The sequence below is a fragment of the Methanobrevibacter sp. genome (genome assembly GCF_045114555.1).
GTDB lineage: Archaea > Methanobacteriota > Methanobacteria > Methanobacteriales > Methanobacteriaceae > Methanobrevibacter.
In genome coordinates this window covers 34,177-53,314 of record NZ_JBGUKT010000019.1, presented here as the reverse complement: position 1 = coordinate 53,314, position 19,138 = coordinate 34,177, and the positions used below count along the sequence as shown (strand labels likewise).

Annotated in this window: 17 protein-coding genes and 2 tRNA genes; 15 read left to right on the top strand and 4 right to left on the bottom strand. The window is 33.7% G+C overall.

Features of this window, described 5'->3' with window-relative positions; translation table 11 throughout:
* Positions 1–996 (top strand): ketol-acid reductoisomerase (gene ilvC, locus ACJMLB_RS04935; RefSeq protein WP_292786243.1); only part of this gene is annotated, 996 nt, incomplete at its 5' end.
* A gap of 289 nt (positions 997–1,285) precedes the next feature.
* Complete coding sequence (locus ACJMLB_RS04930; protein ID WP_405324143.1) at positions 1,286–2,287, top strand: methanogenesis marker 12 protein; 1,002 nt, start codon at positions 1,286–1,288, stop codon at positions 2,285–2,287.
* Between the two features lie 286 nt (positions 2,288–2,573).
* On the opposite strand, the gene ACJMLB_RS04925 is transcribed toward ACJMLB_RS04930, so the two are convergent.
* The gene (locus tag ACJMLB_RS04925) at positions 2,574–3,398 is read right to left on the bottom strand and encodes an undecaprenyl-diphosphate phosphatase (protein WP_405324141.1); all 825 of its coding nucleotides are present in this window, start codon (positions 3,396–3,398) and stop codon (positions 2,574–2,576) included.
* Positions 3,399–3,482: 84 nt separating this feature from the next.
* Positions 3,483–4,406 (bottom strand): branched-chain amino acid transaminase, encoded by a 924-nt coding sequence (locus ACJMLB_RS04920; protein ID WP_298534654.1) that lies wholly within the window; start codon positions 4,404–4,406, stop codon positions 3,483–3,485.
* 311 nt (positions 4,407–4,717) lie between these two features.
* On the opposite strand from ACJMLB_RS04920, the gene ACJMLB_RS04915 reads away from it, so the two are divergent.
* Positions 4,718–4,789: transfer RNA gene (locus ACJMLB_RS04915), tRNA-Val, on the top strand.
* A 130-nt stretch (positions 4,790–4,919) separates the two neighbouring features.
* Positions 4,920–4,991, top strand: a tRNA-Val gene (locus ACJMLB_RS04910).
* Between the two features lie 277 nt (positions 4,992–5,268).
* Here the strand turns inward: ACJMLB_RS04910 and ACJMLB_RS04905 are convergent.
* Positions 5,269–6,405, bottom strand: a complete 1,137-nt coding sequence (locus ACJMLB_RS04905; protein ID WP_405324138.1) for a restriction endonuclease — start codon at positions 6,403–6,405, stop codon at positions 5,269–5,271.
* 296 nt (positions 6,406–6,701) lie between these two features.
* Between ACJMLB_RS04905 and ACJMLB_RS04900 the strand changes: the two genes are divergently transcribed.
* The 4 genes from ACJMLB_RS04900 (at position 6,702) to ACJMLB_RS04885 (ending at position 8,873) form a co-directional block, all read left to right on the top strand.
* On the top strand, positions 6,702–7,400 hold the full coding sequence (locus ACJMLB_RS04900; RefSeq protein ID WP_292787060.1) for a thymidylate synthase: 699 nt from the start codon (positions 6,702–6,704) through the stop codon (positions 7,398–7,400).
* Between the two features lie 109 nt (positions 7,401–7,509).
* Complete coding sequence (surE, locus tag ACJMLB_RS04895) at positions 7,510–8,289, top strand: 5'/3'-nucleotidase SurE (protein ID WP_405324136.1); 780 nt, start codon at positions 7,510–7,512, stop codon at positions 8,287–8,289.
* A gap of 130 nt (positions 8,290–8,419) precedes the next feature.
* Positions 8,420–8,566, top strand: a complete 147-nt coding sequence (locus ACJMLB_RS04890) for a hypothetical protein (RefSeq protein ID WP_295608065.1) — start codon at positions 8,420–8,422, stop codon at positions 8,564–8,566.
* A gap of 109 nt (positions 8,567–8,675) precedes the next feature.
* Positions 8,676–8,873: an LSM domain-containing protein gene (locus ACJMLB_RS04885; protein WP_292779312.1), complete on the top strand. Its 198-nt coding sequence runs from the start codon at positions 8,676–8,678 to the stop codon at positions 8,871–8,873.
* A 153-nt stretch (positions 8,874–9,026) separates the two neighbouring features.
* Here the strand turns inward: ACJMLB_RS04885 and cobT are convergent, their stop codons facing one another.
* Entirely contained in the window at positions 9,027–10,091 is a 1,065-nt protein-coding gene (gene cobT, locus ACJMLB_RS04880) for a nicotinate mononucleotide-dependent phosphoribosyltransferase CobT (RefSeq protein WP_405324133.1), read from the bottom strand.
* A 207-nt stretch (positions 10,092–10,298) separates the two neighbouring features.
* Here cobT and ACJMLB_RS04875 point away from each other — a divergent pair, with 207 nt between their 5' ends.
* The 7 genes from ACJMLB_RS04875 to ACJMLB_RS04845 all read left to right on the top strand — a co-directional run bounded on the left by ACJMLB_RS04875 (position 10,299) and on the right by ACJMLB_RS04845 (position 19,037).
* Positions 10,299–11,939, top strand: a complete 1,641-nt coding sequence (locus tag ACJMLB_RS04875) for a bifunctional N(6)-L-threonylcarbamoyladenine synthase/serine/threonine protein kinase (protein ID WP_405324146.1) — start codon at positions 10,299–10,301, stop codon at positions 11,937–11,939.
* A 146-nt stretch (positions 11,940–12,085) separates the two neighbouring features.
* The gene (locus ACJMLB_RS04870; protein ID WP_405324131.1) at positions 12,086–12,643 is read left to right on the top strand and encodes an XTP/dITP diphosphatase; all 558 of its coding nucleotides are present in this window, start codon (positions 12,086–12,088) and stop codon (positions 12,641–12,643) included.
* 285 nt (positions 12,644–12,928) lie between these two features.
* On the top strand, positions 12,929–13,327 hold the full coding sequence (locus ACJMLB_RS04865) for a 30S ribosomal protein S15 (RefSeq protein WP_292788541.1): 399 nt from the start codon (positions 12,929–12,931) through the stop codon (positions 13,325–13,327).
* A 52-nt stretch (positions 13,328–13,379) separates the two neighbouring features.
* Positions 13,380–14,681: a DHHA1 domain-containing protein gene (locus tag ACJMLB_RS04860; RefSeq protein ID WP_405324144.1), complete on the top strand. Its 1,302-nt coding sequence runs from the start codon at positions 13,380–13,382 to the stop codon at positions 14,679–14,681.
* Positions 14,682–14,976: 295 nt separating this feature from the next.
* Entirely contained in the window at positions 14,977–15,936 is a 960-nt protein-coding gene (locus ACJMLB_RS04855) for a PLP-dependent cysteine synthase family protein (RefSeq protein WP_405288542.1), read from the top strand.
* Between the two features lie 49 nt (positions 15,937–15,985).
* A complete protein-coding gene (locus tag ACJMLB_RS04850; RefSeq protein ID WP_405324128.1) occupies positions 15,986–17,221 on the top strand; it encodes an aconitase X in 1,236 nt (411 codons plus the stop codon).
* A gap of 319 nt (positions 17,222–17,540) precedes the next feature.
* Complete coding sequence (locus ACJMLB_RS04845) at positions 17,541–19,037, top strand: Mur ligase family protein (RefSeq protein WP_405324126.1); 1,497 nt, start codon at positions 17,541–17,543, stop codon at positions 19,035–19,037.
* The last annotated feature ends 101 nt before the right edge of the window (positions 19,038–19,138 follow it).

Sequence of the window (19,138 nt, the reverse complement as noted above, 5' to 3'; positions counted from 1 at the left end):
ATGAAAATGTATTATGATGACGATGTTGACGCAGAAGTCGTTGCAGACAAAACCATTGCTGTAATCGGATACGGAAGTCAAGGACGTGGTCAATCTAGAAACATGGCTGACAGTGGATTAAACGTAATTGTTGGTCTTAGAGAAGGCGGTTCATCCTGGCAAAAAGCTGTTGATGATGGAATGAATGTAAAAACTATTGAAGAAGCTGCTGAAGCTGCAGACATTATCCACATCTTATTACCTGATGAAACCCAAGAAAAAGTTTACAAAGAACAAATTGCTCCTTATGTTGAAGCTGGAAACACTATTTCATTCTCTCACGGTTACAACATTCACTTTGGATTAATCCAACCTGGAGAAGATGTAAACATTGTAATGTTTGCACCTAAAGGACCTGGATCTAGAGTAAGAACCACTTACTTAGACGGTTTCGGTATTCCTGGTTTAGTAGCTATTGAACAAGACGCTACTGGAGACGCTTTGCAAATTGCATTAGGTATGGCAAAAGCTGTTGGCCTTACCAGAGCAGGTGTAATTGAAACCACCTTCCAAGAAGAAACTGAAACTGACTTATTCGGTGAACAAGCTGTATTATGTGGTGGACTCAGTGCACTTATCAAAGCAGGATTTGAAACTTTAGTTGAAGCAGGTTACCAACCTGAAATCGCTTACTTTGAAACCTGTCACGAAGTTAAGCTCATTGTAGATGACATCTACGAAAACGGTATGGCTGGAATGTGGCATGATGTAAGTAACACTGCTGAATATGGTGGATTAACCAGAGGTGGCAGAATAATTACTGATGCAACCAAAGCTGAAATGAAAGCAATCTTAACTGAAATCCAAGATGGAACCTTCAAAAAACAATTTGCAGATGAAAACGCAACTGATGCAGCAAACTTAAAAGAAATGAGAGCTGCTGAAGAAAAAGAAGACATCGAAATTGTCGGTAAAAGATTAAGAATTGCTTGTGGATTACAAAAAGAAGATGAATAACCAAGCTTTTTAGCCTTCGGCTAAAAACCTTGACCAAAATTTTTTACTAGTTACTATACTAGTTTCTTCTTTCTTTTTTATTTTTTCTTTTTTTAGTTATTTTTACAATATTATCTATTTTTATCAAATTTTTCTTTCAAACTTTTTAAATACTTCTTGTTTTTTAAATATTATATAAAAGTTTTTAAACTATGCCAAATATATCTAAATTAACTAATGAAAAGTCTATTATAATTTCAAATTTTAGATTATTATTCTTTAAAATTTTAAAAAATTTATTGTGATTAGAATGGTATTTGTAGGTATGGATCACGGAACTACCGGTATTTCATTTGCTATAATGAATGAGAGGCAAGTTCTTGATGTTTTTAAGATATCTCGTGAAGATAGTAAGGCTGGGAAAGTGTCAGCCATTGAAGAATTGTCTAAACGTGTGAATTTGGACGATATTGAATTAATGATTATCACTTATGCTATGGGAGATGGAATCAGCACCATTCTTCCAATGGAAAGAGTTGAAAACAGAGGAATCCTTTCAATTGGAGGTGCAGGTAAGGTAACTGGTGGAGGAACATCAGTATATTCAGAAATTGAAAATGCCAATTTGCCTGTCTTGATGATTCCAGGAATCCATAAGAATTGCGATTGGCTAGACCCATTGTTCAGAGCAGCCTATTCCCATCATGCAAGCCCTGAAAAGATTAGCATTGTCTATAACGCTTATCTTGAAACCAATTGGGAAAACATGATTGTGGCGGACATCAGTTCAAATAGCGTTGACTTGCTTGTTGAAGATGGAATAATTAAAGGAGCCATTGATGCCTGTTGCGGTGCAATGGGTGTTGTTCATGGCCCTCTTGACTTGGAAATGATTAGGGACATTGATGATGGAAAACGCACTGCCAATGAATGCTTCTCACATGCAGGGGCTATAAAAATTGCTGGCATTGACAATAAGGTTGCATTCATGAAGGATGAACTTTTAAATAATTATAGAAATGGGGATGAAAAGGCTAAATTAGCTATTGACACTATGATCATGACTGTAGCTATGGAAATTGCAGGCTTGATTGCAGTGAGCAAAAATGAAATTGAAGGAATTGTTTTAACTGGTTCTATGGGGTCTATGAAAGATCCTGTTGATTTTGAAAAAGAGTTGAACAAGTACTTCAAGAGCAAGTACCCAACCAAAATCATTTCCAGTGAATCCGGAGCTATTGGTGCGGCACAAATAGCAAGGGATATTGCTCATGGAAAAAGAGAAATCATGGGTATAAAAGTTGAGCTTTAATTGTATACAAATTGTATACAATATATTTTTTTTTAAACTATTTTTTCTTTATTTTTTGATTTTGAATTTTTTTAAAAAAAGAGTTTAAAATTTTTATTTTATTAAAAAACTTATTATTTTACTTTTTTATCTAAAATTTTTTCTACAATAGAAAATTAAAAATAGTTATTTTAAAATAGATATGCGCTAATTTTTAAAATGAGTAACAATAAATTTCTGGAATAAATAAAAAATAAAAATAGTAAAATTTAGAGAAATATTCTCTAAACTTTTTTTTTTAAGTTGATTAGAGTATTAAACTTCCAATCAAGACGATTAATCCTACAATCCAACAGTAGTATGCGAATATGTCCAAGCTTTTTTCTCTAACGATTTTAAGCAATACGCTTATAGCCAAGTATCCTGAAATAACTGCTACGACAAATCCTGCAATGCAAGCACCTATTTCAATATTTCCTCCGCTTAAATCCTTGAGTTGGAAAACCGCCGCACCTAAAATTGCTGGAATTGATAAGATGAAACTGAATTTTGCAGCAAATTCCTTATCCAATCCTGCAAACAATCCCGCAGCTATTGTGGTACCTGAACGGGAAAGTCCTGGCAATATAGCTAATGCTTGTCCGCATCCCATGATAAGAGCTTCTTTAATGGTAATGTTTCTAACATCTATTCTGCCGGTGTTCATTCTTTGGGAAACATATAAAAGACAACCTGTCACTAAAAGTAGGAATGCAGGTATGGTCAATCCCTGAAACATTGATTCGATTATATCGTTAAACAATACTCCTACAACACCTACAGGAATGGTAGCTAATATTGTAAGCCAAGCCAATTTCTTATAAGGGTCTTTTTTGATTTCTCTTATGAAATTTCCATCCTTTAAGTCAACAAGACTTAAAAGGAATCCTTTAATCATATTTACAATATCATTAAAGAAATAGACTATTACAGCCACAAGGGTTCCTACATGCATCAACACATCAAAAGCGAGTCCTACATCACCAACACCTAATGCCTGTTGAGCAAAGATCAAATGAGCAGAACTGCTTACAGGCAGAAATTCAGTTAATCCTTGGACAAGTCCAATGATTATTGCTTGAAAAATATCCATTATTTCAACTCGTTTATTTTTTTATAAGATTTTTAATTTAGTTAAGTCTTAAAAAGTTTTAAAAAAAATTTAATTAACTCATGTCTATTCGACATAAGTTAACCAATTATGAATGTCTTCAGATCTTCCATATACTGCATCGAAGTATTTCTCTTGCAATTCTTTAGTTACAGGTCCTCTTGATCCGATACCGATTTGTCTGTTGTCGATTGCACGGATTGGAGTAACTTCTGCTGCACTTCCAGTAAAGAATACTTCATCAGCTAAGTATAATCTTTCTCTTGAGATGGTTTCTTCAGAAACTTCATAACCTAAGTCTTTTGCAATGGTCATGATGCTGTCTCTGGTAATTCCTCTAAGAATGGAAGAACCTAAATCAGGAGTGATAATTTTTCCATCTTCTACGATGAAAATGTTTTCTCCACTACCTTCTGCAACATGTCCATGATAATCTAATTGGATTGCTTCATCGTATCCATGTTCTCCTGCTTCCAAGTTAGCAAGTTGGGAGTTCATGTAGTTAGCTGCAGCTTTTGCAAGAACAGGTAATGTTCCTGGTGCAGGTTTTCTCCAAGTGGAAATACCGATGTTTGCACCTTGTTCCATTTCCTCTTCTCCAATGTATGCTCCCCATTCCCATACAGCAATGGTGGTGTTTACAGGACAGTTTAATGGGTTTACACCTAATTCACCAAATCCTCTGTAGGTAATTGGTCTGATGTAACAGCCTTTTAAGTTGTTTTCCTTAATGGTTTCTATGATTGCATCACAGATTTCCTCTTGAGTAAATGGAATTTCCATTTTGTAAATTTTAGCGGAATCAAATAATCTTTGTACGTGTTCTTTTAAACGGAATACAGCAGGTCCATTTTCAGTTTCATAACATCTTATACCTTCAAATACTGCAGTTCCATAGTGGACTACGTGAGAGAGAACGCTGATTTTAGCATCTTTTAATGCTACAAATTCTCCATCCATCCAAACTTTTAAATTTTCATCAAATGCCATTTTTTCACCTTTTTGTTTTTTAAAAGTATTTGTTTAATGTCAAATTTTAATGTCAATGTAGTTAGTTAAGAATTGTTTTATTTAATCAGCACTTTATGCTTGATTAATAGTTTTTAAAAAATAATTCCTTTATTAACTATTTATTTTTTATATTTTAAATATATTGCTTATTTTAAAGATTTTTCATTAGATATTTTTGTATTTTATTCATTTATATCTTATTTTTTCAAGATTACATCAAAGATTTTTATTTTAAATCTTTTCCATCGAAAGTTTTAAATAAGATGTTAACAATATTTATTATGTAGTATGGTTCCGTGGTCTAGGGGTATGATATCTCGCTTACAACGAGAGGATCACGAGTTCGAATCTCGTCGGAACCACTCCCAAGCTTTTTGACCTTCGGTCAAAAACCTTGACCAAAATTTTTTCTCATTTTTTGAGAAAATTTTCTTTTTACTTTATTTTTTGAATTAATTTTTTTAAAAAACTTTAATTCTACTTTTTTGCAATGGTTCCGTGGTCTAGGGGTATGATATCTCGCTTACAACGAGAGGATCACGAGTTCGAATCTCGTCGGAACCACTTCTCAACTTTTTTTTTTTATTTTGAAATTTTTCATCATTCATTTCTTTTTAATTAGCTATTTTTAGTTCTCATTTTTAGTTCTCATTTTTAGTTCTCATTCATCTGTTCGTTAATGTTAGAATAATTATTTTTTTTTAAAAAAACTAATTTTTAAAATCAGATAAAAAAGATGAAATAAGTAATTTTTTAAATAAAAATAATGAAAAAAGAAAAATGGTGATTTAAAAAATTAAATTAAGATTGGGTTGAAACGCTTTTGTGTAAAAGCACTAATCTAGAAAGCAACAATCAATATCATAATTATTACTAATGATATAAAGAACACGATTGATCCTTTTACTAAAACATCCGCTTCTTTGTCTGAGTATAATACGATACCATAAGACAAAATCAATGCCATCACTAGTTCAGCAATACCTAAGTATCCTGTAGGCACTTTTACTATTTTTCCAAGGATAAATCCAATTAAATATGAAATAATGACTACCACAGCAACAGATGCTATAGGGTTGCTTAATATAGGTTTTATAATCTCTCCCCAAGGCTTGCTTGGCTTTTGAGGTACATGTCCGCCAAAATTACTTAAAGCATTATCAGAAGATGAGAAGAAGCTATGATTGTTTGCAGGCCTATTGCTTCTTTGGCTAAGGGAGCCGGCTCTTCTATTTCCTGAAAGAGAAGGAGCTCTTCTTCGTCTTTTTGGAGCTTGTTGGTGGCGGCTTGCAAATAATGTGCTAGTTGGACCTGAATAGTTGTCTCTAGGAGTTTTATTTAAAAACTCAGCACGGTATAGGTCGTCATCATACTCACTATAATGACTTAATTCCAATCCGCCGACTTCATCCTCATAATATTCCATATCTTCAGAGAATTCCTCATAACCTTCATAAGCACCTTGAAGCCTATTATATGACCTGTCATCCTCATAATCCCTATTATAATTTGATGTATTGTCAATATAATCTCTATTAACATCCCTATTGTAGAATGAATCACTATCAATATCTGTTAATCTGCTTGCTCCACGGTCTAATCTTGACTTAGTTTCCTTGTTTTTATTTGAATATTTTTTAGCTAAAGTGACAAGGTTGTTTCTATCAATCAATTTGATCTTTCTCTCTTCAGCATATCTTTTAGCTTGAGAGGAAAAACCGGAACTGGTTACAACAGCTACTTTGGAGGCTCTAAGTTTTTTACCAATGACTTCCATTTCCTTTAAAACATCGATTCCGACTTCCCAGTCCTTATCGTAGTTTTTACATGCAACCACTAAACCAAAATCACCCATTGATGTTTGAAGGATTGCATATATGTCTACAACCTGTTGTGATGTCTTAAAATTTTTATAAACTTTAAAGCCAGAATCTTCAAGAACTTTAGCTATAAAATTCACTAATTGTGGCTTTTCCACGGTTTCACCTTATCTTAATTTTAATATAATATATTTATATTTTCTCAATATATAATTTTTATTAAATTTTTCTAAAAAATTAATCAAATTCGCTTATATTCTCACTCATTTTCCATAATTTTTTTCATTTTTTCAAATTTTTTCATAATATTTATAATAATGAAAAAATATATTAATATTAGTTATATAATCTAATGAAATATAATTTTAAACATTAATTTTAAACATTAATTTCAAACATTAATTTTTTAAAAGTTTAGATTATTTTTTAATTATAATTTTAAGGAACGTTTATTATGTTATCTATTGGTCAATGTTACTTAGATTTTGTTGATAAAATCTTAAAAGAAGGAAAGGAAACCTATAAGGACAGTGATCATCATTTAAAAGAAAGTCTTGGTAATTATTATTATATTGATGATCCATTGGATTTAAAATTCAGAGCAAAATATCAACACATGACTCCTGAATTGATGTTGGAAGAGATTAAAAGCGGAAAATTTGATATTCCATCATGTCCTATCAAAGGGGATGCATTGTATGAATATGTAAAATCCTTTGAAATAAGGGATGATCAAGGTTTTGTTTACACTTATCCTAATCGTATCTTGGAGCATTTCGGTGTAGACCAATTTGAAACCATGAAACAAAGAATCCTAACCGCTACTGGAAGTAATCGTGCAGTTGCTGTTACAATTGACCCTGCATTGGATGGAGATAGGGAAGACATTCCATGCTTGCAGGTATTGCAGATTCTTGTTAGGGATGGAGAATTAACCATTCACTGTTTCTTCCGTTCCAATGACATTTTTGGAGCATTCTATTCCAACATGTTCTTCATAACTTATATTGGAATTAAAATGAAAGAGGAAGTAAATAAGGAAATCATGGGAGATAAACTCAACTTTGGCGGTCTTCATTACCATTCCACTTCTGGTCACATATACAGCAATGATATGAGAGCAGCTAGAAGATTGATTTCCGCAAATAAATAATCTTAGAGCTAATGTTTTTTAAATTAGCTTCTTTTTTTATTCTTTTATATTTTATTGAAGAAAATTTATTTTATCAATATTTTTTTAATTTTTATCGTTGTTGATTCGTATGAAAATTTTATTATCTAATGATGATGGCGTAGATGCATCAGGAATTTTAGCAGCCAAGCAAGTTGCTGATGAATTTGGAGAAACCTTTGTGGTTGCACCTTCTAAACAGCAAAGTGGGATTGGTCATGCATTGACACTCGTTGAACCTATCAGGGTGAATGAAGTCAATTTGAGAGATGGTGACATTGGATATGGAGTGACTGGAACTCCTACAGATGCAGTGACTATAGGCATTTATGAAATAATGGACGATTGGCCTGACTTGGTGATTTCTGGAATCAACACTGGTAGAAACACAGGTAAAGGAGAACTATCCACCTCTGGTACAATCGGTGCTGCAACAGAGGCCGCTTCTCTTGGAATTCCTACAATTGCAGTGAGCCAGCACACTCCTGATGACAATATCAAGTTTGATGAAGGACATATTGAAATTGATTTTTCATCAAGTCAAAAGGTCTTAAGGGAACTTATCCAAAAAGTCATTGATAATGGATTTCCAGAAGGTGTTGACATATTGAACTTGAATGTTCCCGCTAATCCTGATTCCTATGAACCTAAAATATGTCCATTGGCTACAAGAATGTATGAGCCTGTTGTTGAAATGCGTATAGACCCAAGGGGAAGACCTTATTATTGGATTGATGGCGTTTTTTACGAAGGAAATCCTAAAGACAGTGATGATTATGTCCTTTTAGAGGAGAATTTGCCTACATTAACCCCTTTGATATTGGATATGGCTCATGATTTGGATGCCTTAAAGGAATGGTATGGCAAATGATTAAAATTTATTTCATAATACACAAACAATATATAATATAAGATACATAATAAGAGTAATTATCATAATAAGATTAATTATAATCAAAAATTATTTAAATTCAATTCATAAAAATTTAGGGAGAGAAAACATGTCTGTAAATCAACTTGAAGCTACATTACAAGCTGTTACACACACTTTAGCAAAATTAGAAAAAGAAGGGTGTAACGATGAAAAATTATTAAAAGAGCTTAGAAAAGAAAGAGATAAACTTTTAAATGAATTAAACTTAAATTAAATTTTGATAATTTTAAATCAGTTCATTAAATAAGTTTATAAGATATTAAGGATAAATAGTATTTTACGTATATTATTATTTAATTTTTATAATTTTATGAGGCTATAAAATGAGTGACAATTTCCAAGTAAACAAACAATTTGCTAGATTCAAAGGCAAAGATGTTCTCATTGGTTTAAAAAACTGGGAAGAAGTAGAAGGAAAAATAATTACCATTGATAACTTTTTAAACTTAGTTTTGGATGATGGTGAAGGTTTAAAAGTTATTAAAGGCGGAAAAATTGCATTTATTTCCATTCAGGAATAAGTGTATTTTCTTTTTTTCTTATTTTTTATCTATTGTTTTTCTCTATTTTTTCTAGTTTTACTTTTTTCACGTAAATTTTAGATTTTTATAATTTGTTTTAATATTTACGAATAATTACTTTTTTTAAAAAAATATAGTTAAATTAATTATAATTTAACTACAAGCATCTTCAATGGATTCTCTGATTTCATCGATGCTGTTTCCAAGCATAAGAGCCAAGAACATAGCTCCTCCAGCACCAGCACCCTCCTTGATGAATCCTTGTGTATAGTTCTTAAGCCCTTCTACACTGGAAATTTCAAAGTTAGGGTTTACAGCATTTACAGTGATATCCCCTATTTGCTCTACAATATTAAGCATGTCTGCAGTGTTATCTTTCACTACAAATGCGGTAGTTGCAAGGCAACTGTTTGAGAAATCAAAGTCTGGGTCCAATGCCTTTGCAATTGCACATGCAGCGGTGAGTTGAGTTCCCCCTGCCAATACAACAGGCACTTTCGCACCCATAAGAACTCCTGCAACAGCTGGAAGCATAGGATCTCCAACTGCCCTAACCACATCAAAAGGATCATTTTCTTTGGATTCTTCCAATCCCGCATTTTTCAATCCCTCTTCAACAATTGCATTTTTCATTTCATGAGGATTTGTGTCCATGCAACCGCTGACTTTTCCTTTTGCATCATAGCCAAGTCCAACCAATACTCCAAGAGCGGTGGTTGTACCTGCAGGTAGGCTTTCCCCAATTACAATGTAATCATGCTTTTCAGATAGGATTTCAGCAAGTTCAAATCCTTTTTCAAAAAGCTCTTCAGGGTCTTCAACAGCATTACCTGTTCTAATGTCTTTTCCATGCTTTCCATCGCTTATGTCAAATACATCAGAGTTTGCCTTGATTTCACTTCCTGCATCTAAAACCATAACAGGACAGTCACAAAGTGCAAGGGAACCTTTTGTAATCATTGAGGGGGTAGGAGTTACTACTTCTCCAATGATTGTTTGAGGGATGTCTGTCATACATTTGACTTCTCCATCCAAAATAAGTTCAGCATCTCCAGCGGGAGTATATTTTGTAAGTTCTGGAGTAGCTCCAGCACCAGTAAGTCCCGGAATCTTTGAGGTTTCAGTTGTAGCTATTGTACAAATAAAAATCGGGTTTTTTAAGTTTGGCAATTCTTTTACCAATTTCTCTGATCCATAAGTTTTTAATCCTTCTATCATCTTATCATCTTAAATTCATTAAATTTTTTAAAGCATTTTTGATAAATTAATTTAGAATATTGTAATTCTTGATTAAATTAATTAACTTGTTCTATAAATATATTATTGATAAAAATTATATAAATGTATTTAATATATTTAATATTAATATACTTAATATGAACTGATTTTATTCATTTTTAAAATTATTGAAATGGTGCATTGAAATTGATATCTTTAGGAATTGAAGGAACTGCAGAAAAGACTGGAATCGGTATTGTAGACAGTGATGGTAATGTATTGGCTATGGCTGGAAAACAATTGTATCCAGAAGAGGGAGGTATACATCCAAGGGAAGCAGCTGAACATCATGCCAAATGGATTCCTCAACTCATTCCACAAGCTATGGAAGAGGCAGGCCTTAGCTATAAGGATATTGATTTCATCTCTTTTTCACAAGGTCCAGGTCTTGGTCCAGCACTTAGAACCGTAGCCACTTCTGCAAGAACACTTGCATTGAGCCTTAATGTTCCAATCGTTGGTGTAAACCATTGCATTGGTCACGTTGAAATTGGAAAATTGGATACTGGTGCTCGAAATCCGGTTACCCTTTATGTAAGTGGAGGAAACAGTCAAGTGATTGCTTATGAATCTGGCAGATACAGAATCTTTGGTGAAACATTGGATATAGCCATTGGAAACTGCCTTGACCATTTCGGTCGTGAAACAGGACTTGGTCATCCTGGAGGGCCAGTTGTTGAAAAACTCGCTAAGGAAGGTTCCTACATTGATTTGCCTTATGTTGTAAAGGGCATGGATTTCTCATTTTCAGGTCTTTTAAGTGCTGCTTTAAGGGCTCATAAAAAAGGAGAAAGAATTGAGGATATCTGCTTTTCACTTCAGGAAACTGCTTTTGCAATGCTTGTTGAAGTGACTGAAAGGGCACTTGCACATACAGAAAAGGATGAAGTTCTCTTATGTGGCGGAGTTTCTGCAAACAGCAGACTTAGGGAAATGATGAAGATAATGGCAGAGGAGCATTATGCAAAATTCTACATGCCTGAGATGAAATACTCTGGTGACAATGGCGTTATGATTGCATGGCTCGGCCAATTGATGTATAAGGCCTATGGACCACTTAAGATAGAGGACACCAATATCATTCAAAGATTCAGAACCGATGAAGTGGATGCTCCATGGGTTGACAATACAAAATATAAGTTGAACTTACCTAAAGATCTTAGAGCTAAAGGAGCGGAATCAGATATTTATGAGGCAACTTGGCTTGGAAGGGAAGCTATTGTAAAAAACAGAGTTCCCAAATCCTATAGGATTCCTGAAATTGACAATAAAATCAGAAAGCTTAGAACCAAAAGTGAAGCAAAAATATTGTCAGATGTTAAAAAGACTGGTGTCAGAGCTCCTATTTTATATGATGTTGACTTTGAAGGCAAGTCAATTGTCATGGAAAAGATCAATGGATCTTTAGTGAAGGATATCATGCATAATATTGGAGAGGATAAAAGAAGGGAATTGGCTATCGCAATAGGTGAAAACATCAAGGCATTCCATGACGGCGATATTATTCATGGTGACTTAACAGGTTCAAACATGATTTTGATTGATGATGATTTAGACAATATAAGAGATAATCTGGCTATTTTTGACTTTGGTCTTGGTAAATATTCTGACCTTTTGGAAGATAAGGCAGCGGATCTTTTGGTTTTAAAGAAATCATTCCAAAGCATAGATTATGATATAGCCATTCAAACATTTGATTGGATTTTGGAAGCTTATGATTCCAATAATCAATCTAAAATGGCAAATAAGATAGCAGAAATTGAAGGCAGAGGAAGATATACCCACTAACACAAGCTTTTCCACCCCTTCGGGTGCAAAACCTTGACCAAAATTTTTTCCTTGATGGCAGCGTTTAACTTCACTGATTTTTCATTTTTCATTTTGTTCTTATTTTTCAGATAAATATATTAAAACTTTTTTATATAATAAAAACTATGATAACATTTATAACTGGGAACGAACATAAAGTAATAGAAGCAGAGAATATTTTCAAACTTTTTGGTGTTGAACTTGAGCATATTGATTTAGGTTACATGGAACCTCAAGGAACTCTTGAGGATGTAGCAAAATTCGGTGCTAAATATGCTTGCCAAGAGTTAAATCGCTCTGTGATTGTTGAAGATGCTGGTTTATTCATAAGAGCTTTAAATGGTTTTCCAGGAACCTACTCAAAATTTGTTCAGAATTCACTTGGAAACCAAAACATATTAAAACTTATGGATGGAGTTGATGATCGATACGCTGAATTCAGGTCAGTTATTGGCTATTGCACACCCAATTCTGAGCCCAAGGTCTTTTTAGGGCGTGTCGAAGGTCAAATAGCTTTTGAAGAAAGAGGCAATCTTGGTTTTGCTTATGATCCACTATTTATAATAGAGGAAGAGGGCAAGACCTTTGGAGAACTTACTACTGAAGAGAAAAACCAGTATTCACATAGAAGAAATTCTTTAGAAAAATTTATCAATTGGTATGTAAACCAAAATGATGAATAATAAATTTTTAAATATTTTTTAATTGACAAAATTAGAATGGCCAATTTTATCTAAGATTGCTGTTTTATTTTAGTTTAATTGATGAAATTTGAAACTTATTATTTTTATTTTGTTTGGCTATTCGGTAATTTTTTAAAGGTTTTTTCAAAAATGAATTTAAAATAATTTTTAATGGTCATGATTATGATATTTTTATATAGATTTTAGCATGACACTTTGCATTAATAATTATTTTACAAAGGACCTTACTATAAATAATCAAAAAACTTATTGGAGAGGATATTTATGGCAAGACCAGAATGGATCGCATACAGTAACGAAGAAATCGAAGAATTTATTGTAAAATTCAAAAGAGAAGGTAAATCTGCAAGTCAAATCGGAGTAATTTTAAGAGACCAATACGGTATTCCTAGTGTAAAAGAAGTCACTGGTGAAAAAATTACCCAAATCTTAAAAAGAAACGGTCAAGCTGAAGAGTACCCTGAAGATTTAATGAATTTAATCAGAAGAGCAGTAAATATCAGAGATCACTTAGAAGAAAACCCAAAAGACCTTCATGGTAAAAGAGGATTAACTATCATTGAATCTAGAATCCGTAGATTAGGTAGATACTATGCAAAGAATGGTCAATTACCAGAAGGATGGAGATACGATCCAACAAAAGCAGCACTTCTCGTTAAATAGAGATAATGAAAAATTTGATTCTCTATTAAGTAGAGGATGTGAAGCTTCTGATATGCTAAAGAAGCATATCGAAAATGACAACATTATTAGATTAATTTCTCATAATGATGCTGATGGATTGTCATCAGCAGGTATTATAGCTAATGCCATTAAGGAAGAGGGAGGACAATTCCACATTACAATTGTCCCTCGACTTAAGGCAGATGTGATTAGGGATGTTGCAAAGGAAAAATATGAATTGTATGTTTTTTCAGATATGGGCAGTGCCTGTATCAAGCAACTTAATTCTCTAAAGGTGGATGTTATTGTTGCAGACCATCACCAGCCAAGCGCTCATGAACCTAAAGACAATCTTGTTCATGTAAACCCACACTTATTTGGTGTTGACGGAAGTCGTGAAATAAGTGGTGCGGGATCTAGCTATTTGTCAGTTAGAGACATGGACAAAAAGCATTTGGCATATATGGCGCTTATTGGAGCATTTGGCGATATGCAGTGCCAGAACAGATTTGTTGGTGTAAACCAATTAATTTTGAAGGATGGGATGGAAGCAGGCAATTTAGAAATCCATGAAGACTTAAAGATAGTCTCTAAAGCACAAGAGCCTTTATTCAAATCAATTGCTTATACATTAAATCCCCCACTTCCAGGATTAACTGGCAGTTTGGAGAAATCACAGGAACTCCTTGAAAAAATGGGTGTTTCCTATGGTATTAAGTTCATTGAATTAGAAGATGAGGAAAAGGATGTTGTTAAAGATGAACTTGTAAAGGTCAATCCTCAAATATTTGGGGATGTTTACAGTGTTCCTCGTGAACATCCAGTCTTACGTAATTTAGAGGAGTATTCTGCAATCTTGGATGCTTGTGGTAAAAACAAGGAATATGGATTAGCACTTAGCATTGTTCTTGGTGAGAGAGAAGAAGCTTTAGATAAGGCTCTCAATCTCCAAAAGACTTATAGGAACGACCTAACTAAAGGGTTTGATTGGATTAGCCGTGAAGGTGCCCAACAATTGAATTATATTCAATACCTTTACAGTGAGGATAAGGTTCTTAAAAGCATTATGGGGACAATTGCAGGTGTCGGTATGTCTGCTAAAATCTTAAATGATGATAAGCCTATTTTAGGATTATCAAGACTTCATAAGGACATTAAGGTTTCCGGCAGGGCAACACGACCAATGGTTGCACGTGGAGTTAATTTAGGCAAAGCTTTAAGCGAAGTCGCAGTTAACTTTGGCGGGCAAGGTGGTGGACACGATATCGCAGCTGGTGCTATGATACCATATGAAGCTAAGGATCAATTCTTACATTTAGTTGACCAAGCTATTGAGGCTCAATTAAATAGTTAAGATAATTCTTAGCTATTATTTTTTTAATCAATTTCTTTTTTTAATCAAATTTTTAAAAAGTTTTTATGAGTTTTCTATTTTTAACTTTTTCATAATCAACTATTTTACAAATTTTTCTTTAATATACAATTTTTTAGCCTATTTTTTTAAAAAGTATTTTATAATTAAAATACAAAAATAATAGTGTTATATTAATTTTTATTAATTAAAAAATTTAATTAATCACGAATTTTATTAATTTACTAATGATTATTATCATTGCTAATATTATTTTATTATTGATTGGTGGAATCTTATGAATGTTGATAAATTAGTTGGCAATACCCCAATGATTAAGATTGATTATGAATATGAAGGCAAAAAAGGAAGCATTTATTCTAAAGTTGAATATTACAACTATTCTGGAAGCATTAAAGACAGAATAGCATTATACATTATCCAAAAGGAAAAGGAAAGAGGAAACTTAAAGGATGGCCAACCTATCATAGAGGTTACAAGCGGAAACACTGGAATTGCTTTCAGTGCGATTGGAGCGCTTTTAGGTCATGATGTACATATTTTCATGCCTGACTGGGTATCTCTTGAAAGAAGGAAACTTATTCAAATGTATGGTGCAGAGGTTCATCTTGTATCCAGAGAAGATGGTGGATTCAAGGGAGCTCTTGAACTTGTAGATGATTTTGCAGATGAAATTGGCGCTTATAAGCCTCTTCAGTTCGACAATGAATTGAATGTGGAAGCCCAATATAAGAAAACAGGTCAAGAAATCATTGATGCCATTCCAGATGTCAATGCATTTGTTTCAGGAATCGGAACCGGTGGAACACTTATGGGAATCGGTAAAAGACTAAAGGATCATAATCCTGATGCTAAAGTCTTTGCATTGGAACCAAGCACATTATCCATTCTTAAGATGGGAATGGATGAAGGAAGCCATTTGATTGAAGGTATTGGTGATGACTTTATTCCAGGAATCGTTGATGAGGAATTGATTGATGATATTGTTTTGATTCATGATTGTGATGCAATAAACATGTCTAAAAGAATTGCTCAGGAATTAGGATTAGGAATAGGTATTTCCAGTGGTGCAAACTTCTTGGCAAGTGTTATTATGGACAATGATGACTTGAAGATTGCAACAGTCTTCCCAGATGACAACAAGAAGTACATAACAACCAAATTGTCTGAACCTATTGATGAAGATTCTAAATTGATTTCCAATCATATCAAGCTTATAGGTTTTGAAGTTATTTAACTAAAACTGCATATTAATTTCACAAAATTTCATAGAAAAGGGGAATTTCATGTTTTTAACTAAAGAAGAAGAAAAGATGGCTAGTGGTGAATATGGAGAAACCATTAGAAAGAGTATGGATATCTTAATTGCATTAGGAGACATTTACGGTGCAGAGAAATTCGTAGACATAAAGTCTGCTCAAGTGTCTGGAGTATCCTATAAGACCATAGGCCAAGCAGGTCTTGAATATCTTGAAGACTTGGCTAGAACTGCTGAAATCATTTATAATGAAAATGGTACAATAAGCGATAAAAGTGGAATTGCAACAATATCTGCAACTCTTAACCCTGCAGGAACTGATCTTGACAATTGGGAAGATTTCGGTTTTCCTCCAGAGTTTGCTAAAAAGCAAGTGGATATATGCAATGCTTATGGAGCTCTTGGTATAAGCACTACCTGTACATGCACTCCGTATTTGATTGGAAACGTTCCAAGATTCGGGGACCATGTTTCATGGTCTGAATCCTCTGCAGTTGCTTATGTAAACTCTGTAATCGGTGCAAGAACAAATCGTGAGGGAGGTCCTGGAGCATTAACTGCAGCTATTGTAGGAAAGACTCCTTTATATGGATTCCATTTGGATGAAAACAGAACCGCTAGTTTGCTTGTTGATGTTGAATGTGAACTTGAAAGGGCCGATTTTGGCGCTTTAGGTTATGCAGTAGGTCAAGTGGTTAAGGATGGAGTTCCTTACTTTAAAATGCAAAACAAGCCTTACAAGATAGAAAACGGTAATTTGAAAGCTCTTGGTGCAGCGCTTGCATCTTCTGGTGCAGTGGCTTTATACCATGTTGAAGACATCACTCCAGAGTACAAGTTTGCTGACATTGGAAATGTAGAAGACAAAATAACTATCACTAAAGATGATATTATCGAAACAAGAGAAAAACTTAGCAGTGCAGAAGGATATGCAGACCTTGTATGCTTAGGCTGTCCACATGCTTCCCTAGAGGAAGTTAAGGAAGTTGCAGAAATAGTCAAAGGCAAAAAGATTAAAAATGAGCTTTGGGTTTGCACTTCAATAAACATTAAGGAAGCTGCTAAACGTTTAGGTTATCTTGATGCCATTGAGAATGCAGGAGGTAAGATCTGCTGTGATACTTGTATGGTAGTTGCTCCAATAGAGCAAATGGGCTATGAAGTGATTGGAGTAAACTCTGCAAAGGCAGCTAATTATGTCCCTTCAATGTGTGGATTGAAAGTTATCTACAATGACATTGAAAACCTATTAGATTTTGAATAAATCTATTTTTTCTTCTCTTTTTTTCTTATTTTTCAATTAATTTTTATTTTTATTACTAATTTCAATCATAACTATTTTTTATTAATTTTATCCTATTTTGCTTAATTTTTTTAATAAATTTTAGTGTACAGGAATTTATTTTCCCATCTTTTTTTAATAAACTTTAAGTTATATAAAAATTATAAATAATATCATATAAATTTATGAATCATTTATGAATCATTCACTAGCTTATATTTTTGACAAAATGATTTGTAAATTGAAAAAAATTATTTAAAATTCTAATAAAATTACATAAACCTTCAAGGAGTGTTAATTAATGAATGTTATTGTTGTAGGAGCAGGAAATGCAGGTCGTCCTGTTGCAAGATTATTAAACTATGCTGGCCACACGGTAAAGATAACTGATCCAAAGAAAATTGAAGACTTCCACATGGATGTTCAAAAGACTTTAAGACTTATGGAAAGCGAAGGAGTTGAATTAGATTTAGGCGTATTTGAACCAAATCTTGATGGAATCGATACAGTTTACTTATCTCCAACTGTACCGGAAAATGCTCCAGCTTATAAAATCATAAAAGAAGCTAATCTCAATGTCTTTTCCAATGATGATTTCGGTAGATTGGCAGACAGCTTCATCGATATTGACATTATTGGAATCACAGGCAGTGTAGGTAAAACCAGTACCACCCATATGGTAACTGAAATCTTCAGAACTGCCGGATATCAAGTTTGGATATGTTCCTCCATGACCCAAAACCTTGTTAGTGAAGTCATTGTTGATGGAATCATTAAAGGAATTCCAGAAAAATCAGACATTGCTGTTTTGGAGCTTCCTCATGGAACTGCAGGGTTAATGGCTGAACTACAGCTTAAGGTTGGTGCATTACTTAATATTTATGAAGAGCATTTGTCTGAGTTTGGCGGTTCAATGGAACGTTACACTCAAAGAAAAATGTTCATTGCTAAAAATAGTGAAAACTTCATTACAAGCATTCATTGTAAAGACACTGTAAAAGAAGCAAGACCTGATGCAATCTTTTACGCAATGGTTAAAGATTTACCTGGATATGATCCATCCAAAAAATCCGAATACTTTGATAAGGTAGCAAACTTTGAGGAAGTTGCTATTGGTGAAGGTCAAGTATGTAATTTTATTGGGGATAGCGCTAAAGGCGCTATTGATATCGCTTATAAATTCAGAAACAAATCCAATGAACTTAAAAAAGGCAACTTTACCTCTGACTTCCATATGATGAGCTATTACTATGAAAATGCAGTTGCTGCAACAGCTATTGCAATGGCTTATGGATTGCCTGTAGAAATCATCAAGGAAGGTCTTGCAAACTTCAAAGGACTTTCAGTTCATATGGAATACATTGGAGACTACAATGGTAGGGAAGTTTACATTGATGCTTCCTACTTAATAGAAGGTATTACAGCTGCACTTGACTTCTTAGGTGATAGAAGTCTTGTTCTATTGCTTGATAACTTTGATACTTCAACTTATAGGGATAAGAAGGAAACCGGTAAGCTTATGGGTAAGTATGCTAATGTAATGGTAGCTACTGGATTCAATGAGGTTTACCAAAGAGTTGACTTGGAACCTGCTCAGGAATTGCTTGATGCTGCTGTAGACTCTGACGCAGTTAAGGTAATTGCAGGAACTATGGAAGAAGGTGCAGAACTAGCCATTAAATATTCTAAACCTGGAGACACTATCCTTCACTTAGGTCCTCAACTCATGCAGGATCCTGAAGGAATCATGGAAAAAATAGTAACTGGTTTGGAAGAAGGCTGTAAAAAATATGACTAAGCTTTTCCGTTGCCTCCGGCAACGCAAAACCTTAACCAAAAATTTTTCCTCTATTATGGAGTAATGATATTTTTCTTTTTTTAATTAATTTTTATCTTTTC

Coding starts and splice junctions, on each gene's coding strand:
- ACJMLB_RS04845 (WP_405324126.1), top strand. CDS start 17,541: ATGAATGTTATTGTTGTAGGAGCAGGAAATGCAGGTCGTCCTGTTGCA.
- cobT (WP_405324133.1), bottom strand. CDS start 10,091: ATGATAGAAGGATTAAAAACTTATGGATCAGAGAAATTGGTAAAAGAA.
- ACJMLB_RS04930 (WP_405324143.1), top strand. CDS start 1,286: ATGGTATTTGTAGGTATGGATCACGGAACTACCGGTATTTCATTTGCT.
- ACJMLB_RS04850 (WP_405324128.1), top strand. CDS start 15,986: ATGTTTTTAACTAAAGAAGAAGAAAAGATGGCTAGTGGTGAATATGGA.
- surE (WP_405324136.1), top strand. CDS start 7,510: ATGAAAATTTTATTATCTAATGATGATGGCGTAGATGCATCAGGAATT.
- ACJMLB_RS04870 (WP_405324131.1), top strand. CDS start 12,086: ATGATAACATTTATAACTGGGAACGAACATAAAGTAATAGAAGCAGAG.
- ACJMLB_RS04885 (WP_292779312.1), top strand. CDS start 8,676: ATGAGTGACAATTTCCAAGTAAACAAACAATTTGCTAGATTCAAAGGC.
- ACJMLB_RS04855 (WP_405288542.1), top strand. CDS start 14,977: ATGAATGTTGATAAATTAGTTGGCAATACCCCAATGATTAAGATTGAT.
- ACJMLB_RS04925 (WP_405324141.1), bottom strand. CDS start 3,398: ATGGATATTTTTCAAGCAATAATCATTGGACTTGTCCAAGGATTAACT.
- ACJMLB_RS04890 (WP_295608065.1), top strand. CDS start 8,420: ATGTCTGTAAATCAACTTGAAGCTACATTACAAGCTGTTACACACACT.
- ACJMLB_RS04900 (WP_292787060.1), top strand. CDS start 6,702: ATGTTATCTATTGGTCAATGTTACTTAGATTTTGTTGATAAAATCTTA.
- ACJMLB_RS04865 (WP_292788541.1), top strand. CDS start 12,929: ATGGCAAGACCAGAATGGATCGCATACAGTAACGAAGAAATCGAAGAA.
- ACJMLB_RS04920 (WP_298534654.1), bottom strand. CDS start 4,406: ATGGCATTTGATGAAAATTTAAAAGTTTGGATGGATGGAGAATTTGTA.
- ACJMLB_RS04860 (WP_405324144.1), top strand. CDS start 13,380: ATGCTAAAGAAGCATATCGAAAATGACAACATTATTAGATTAATTTCT.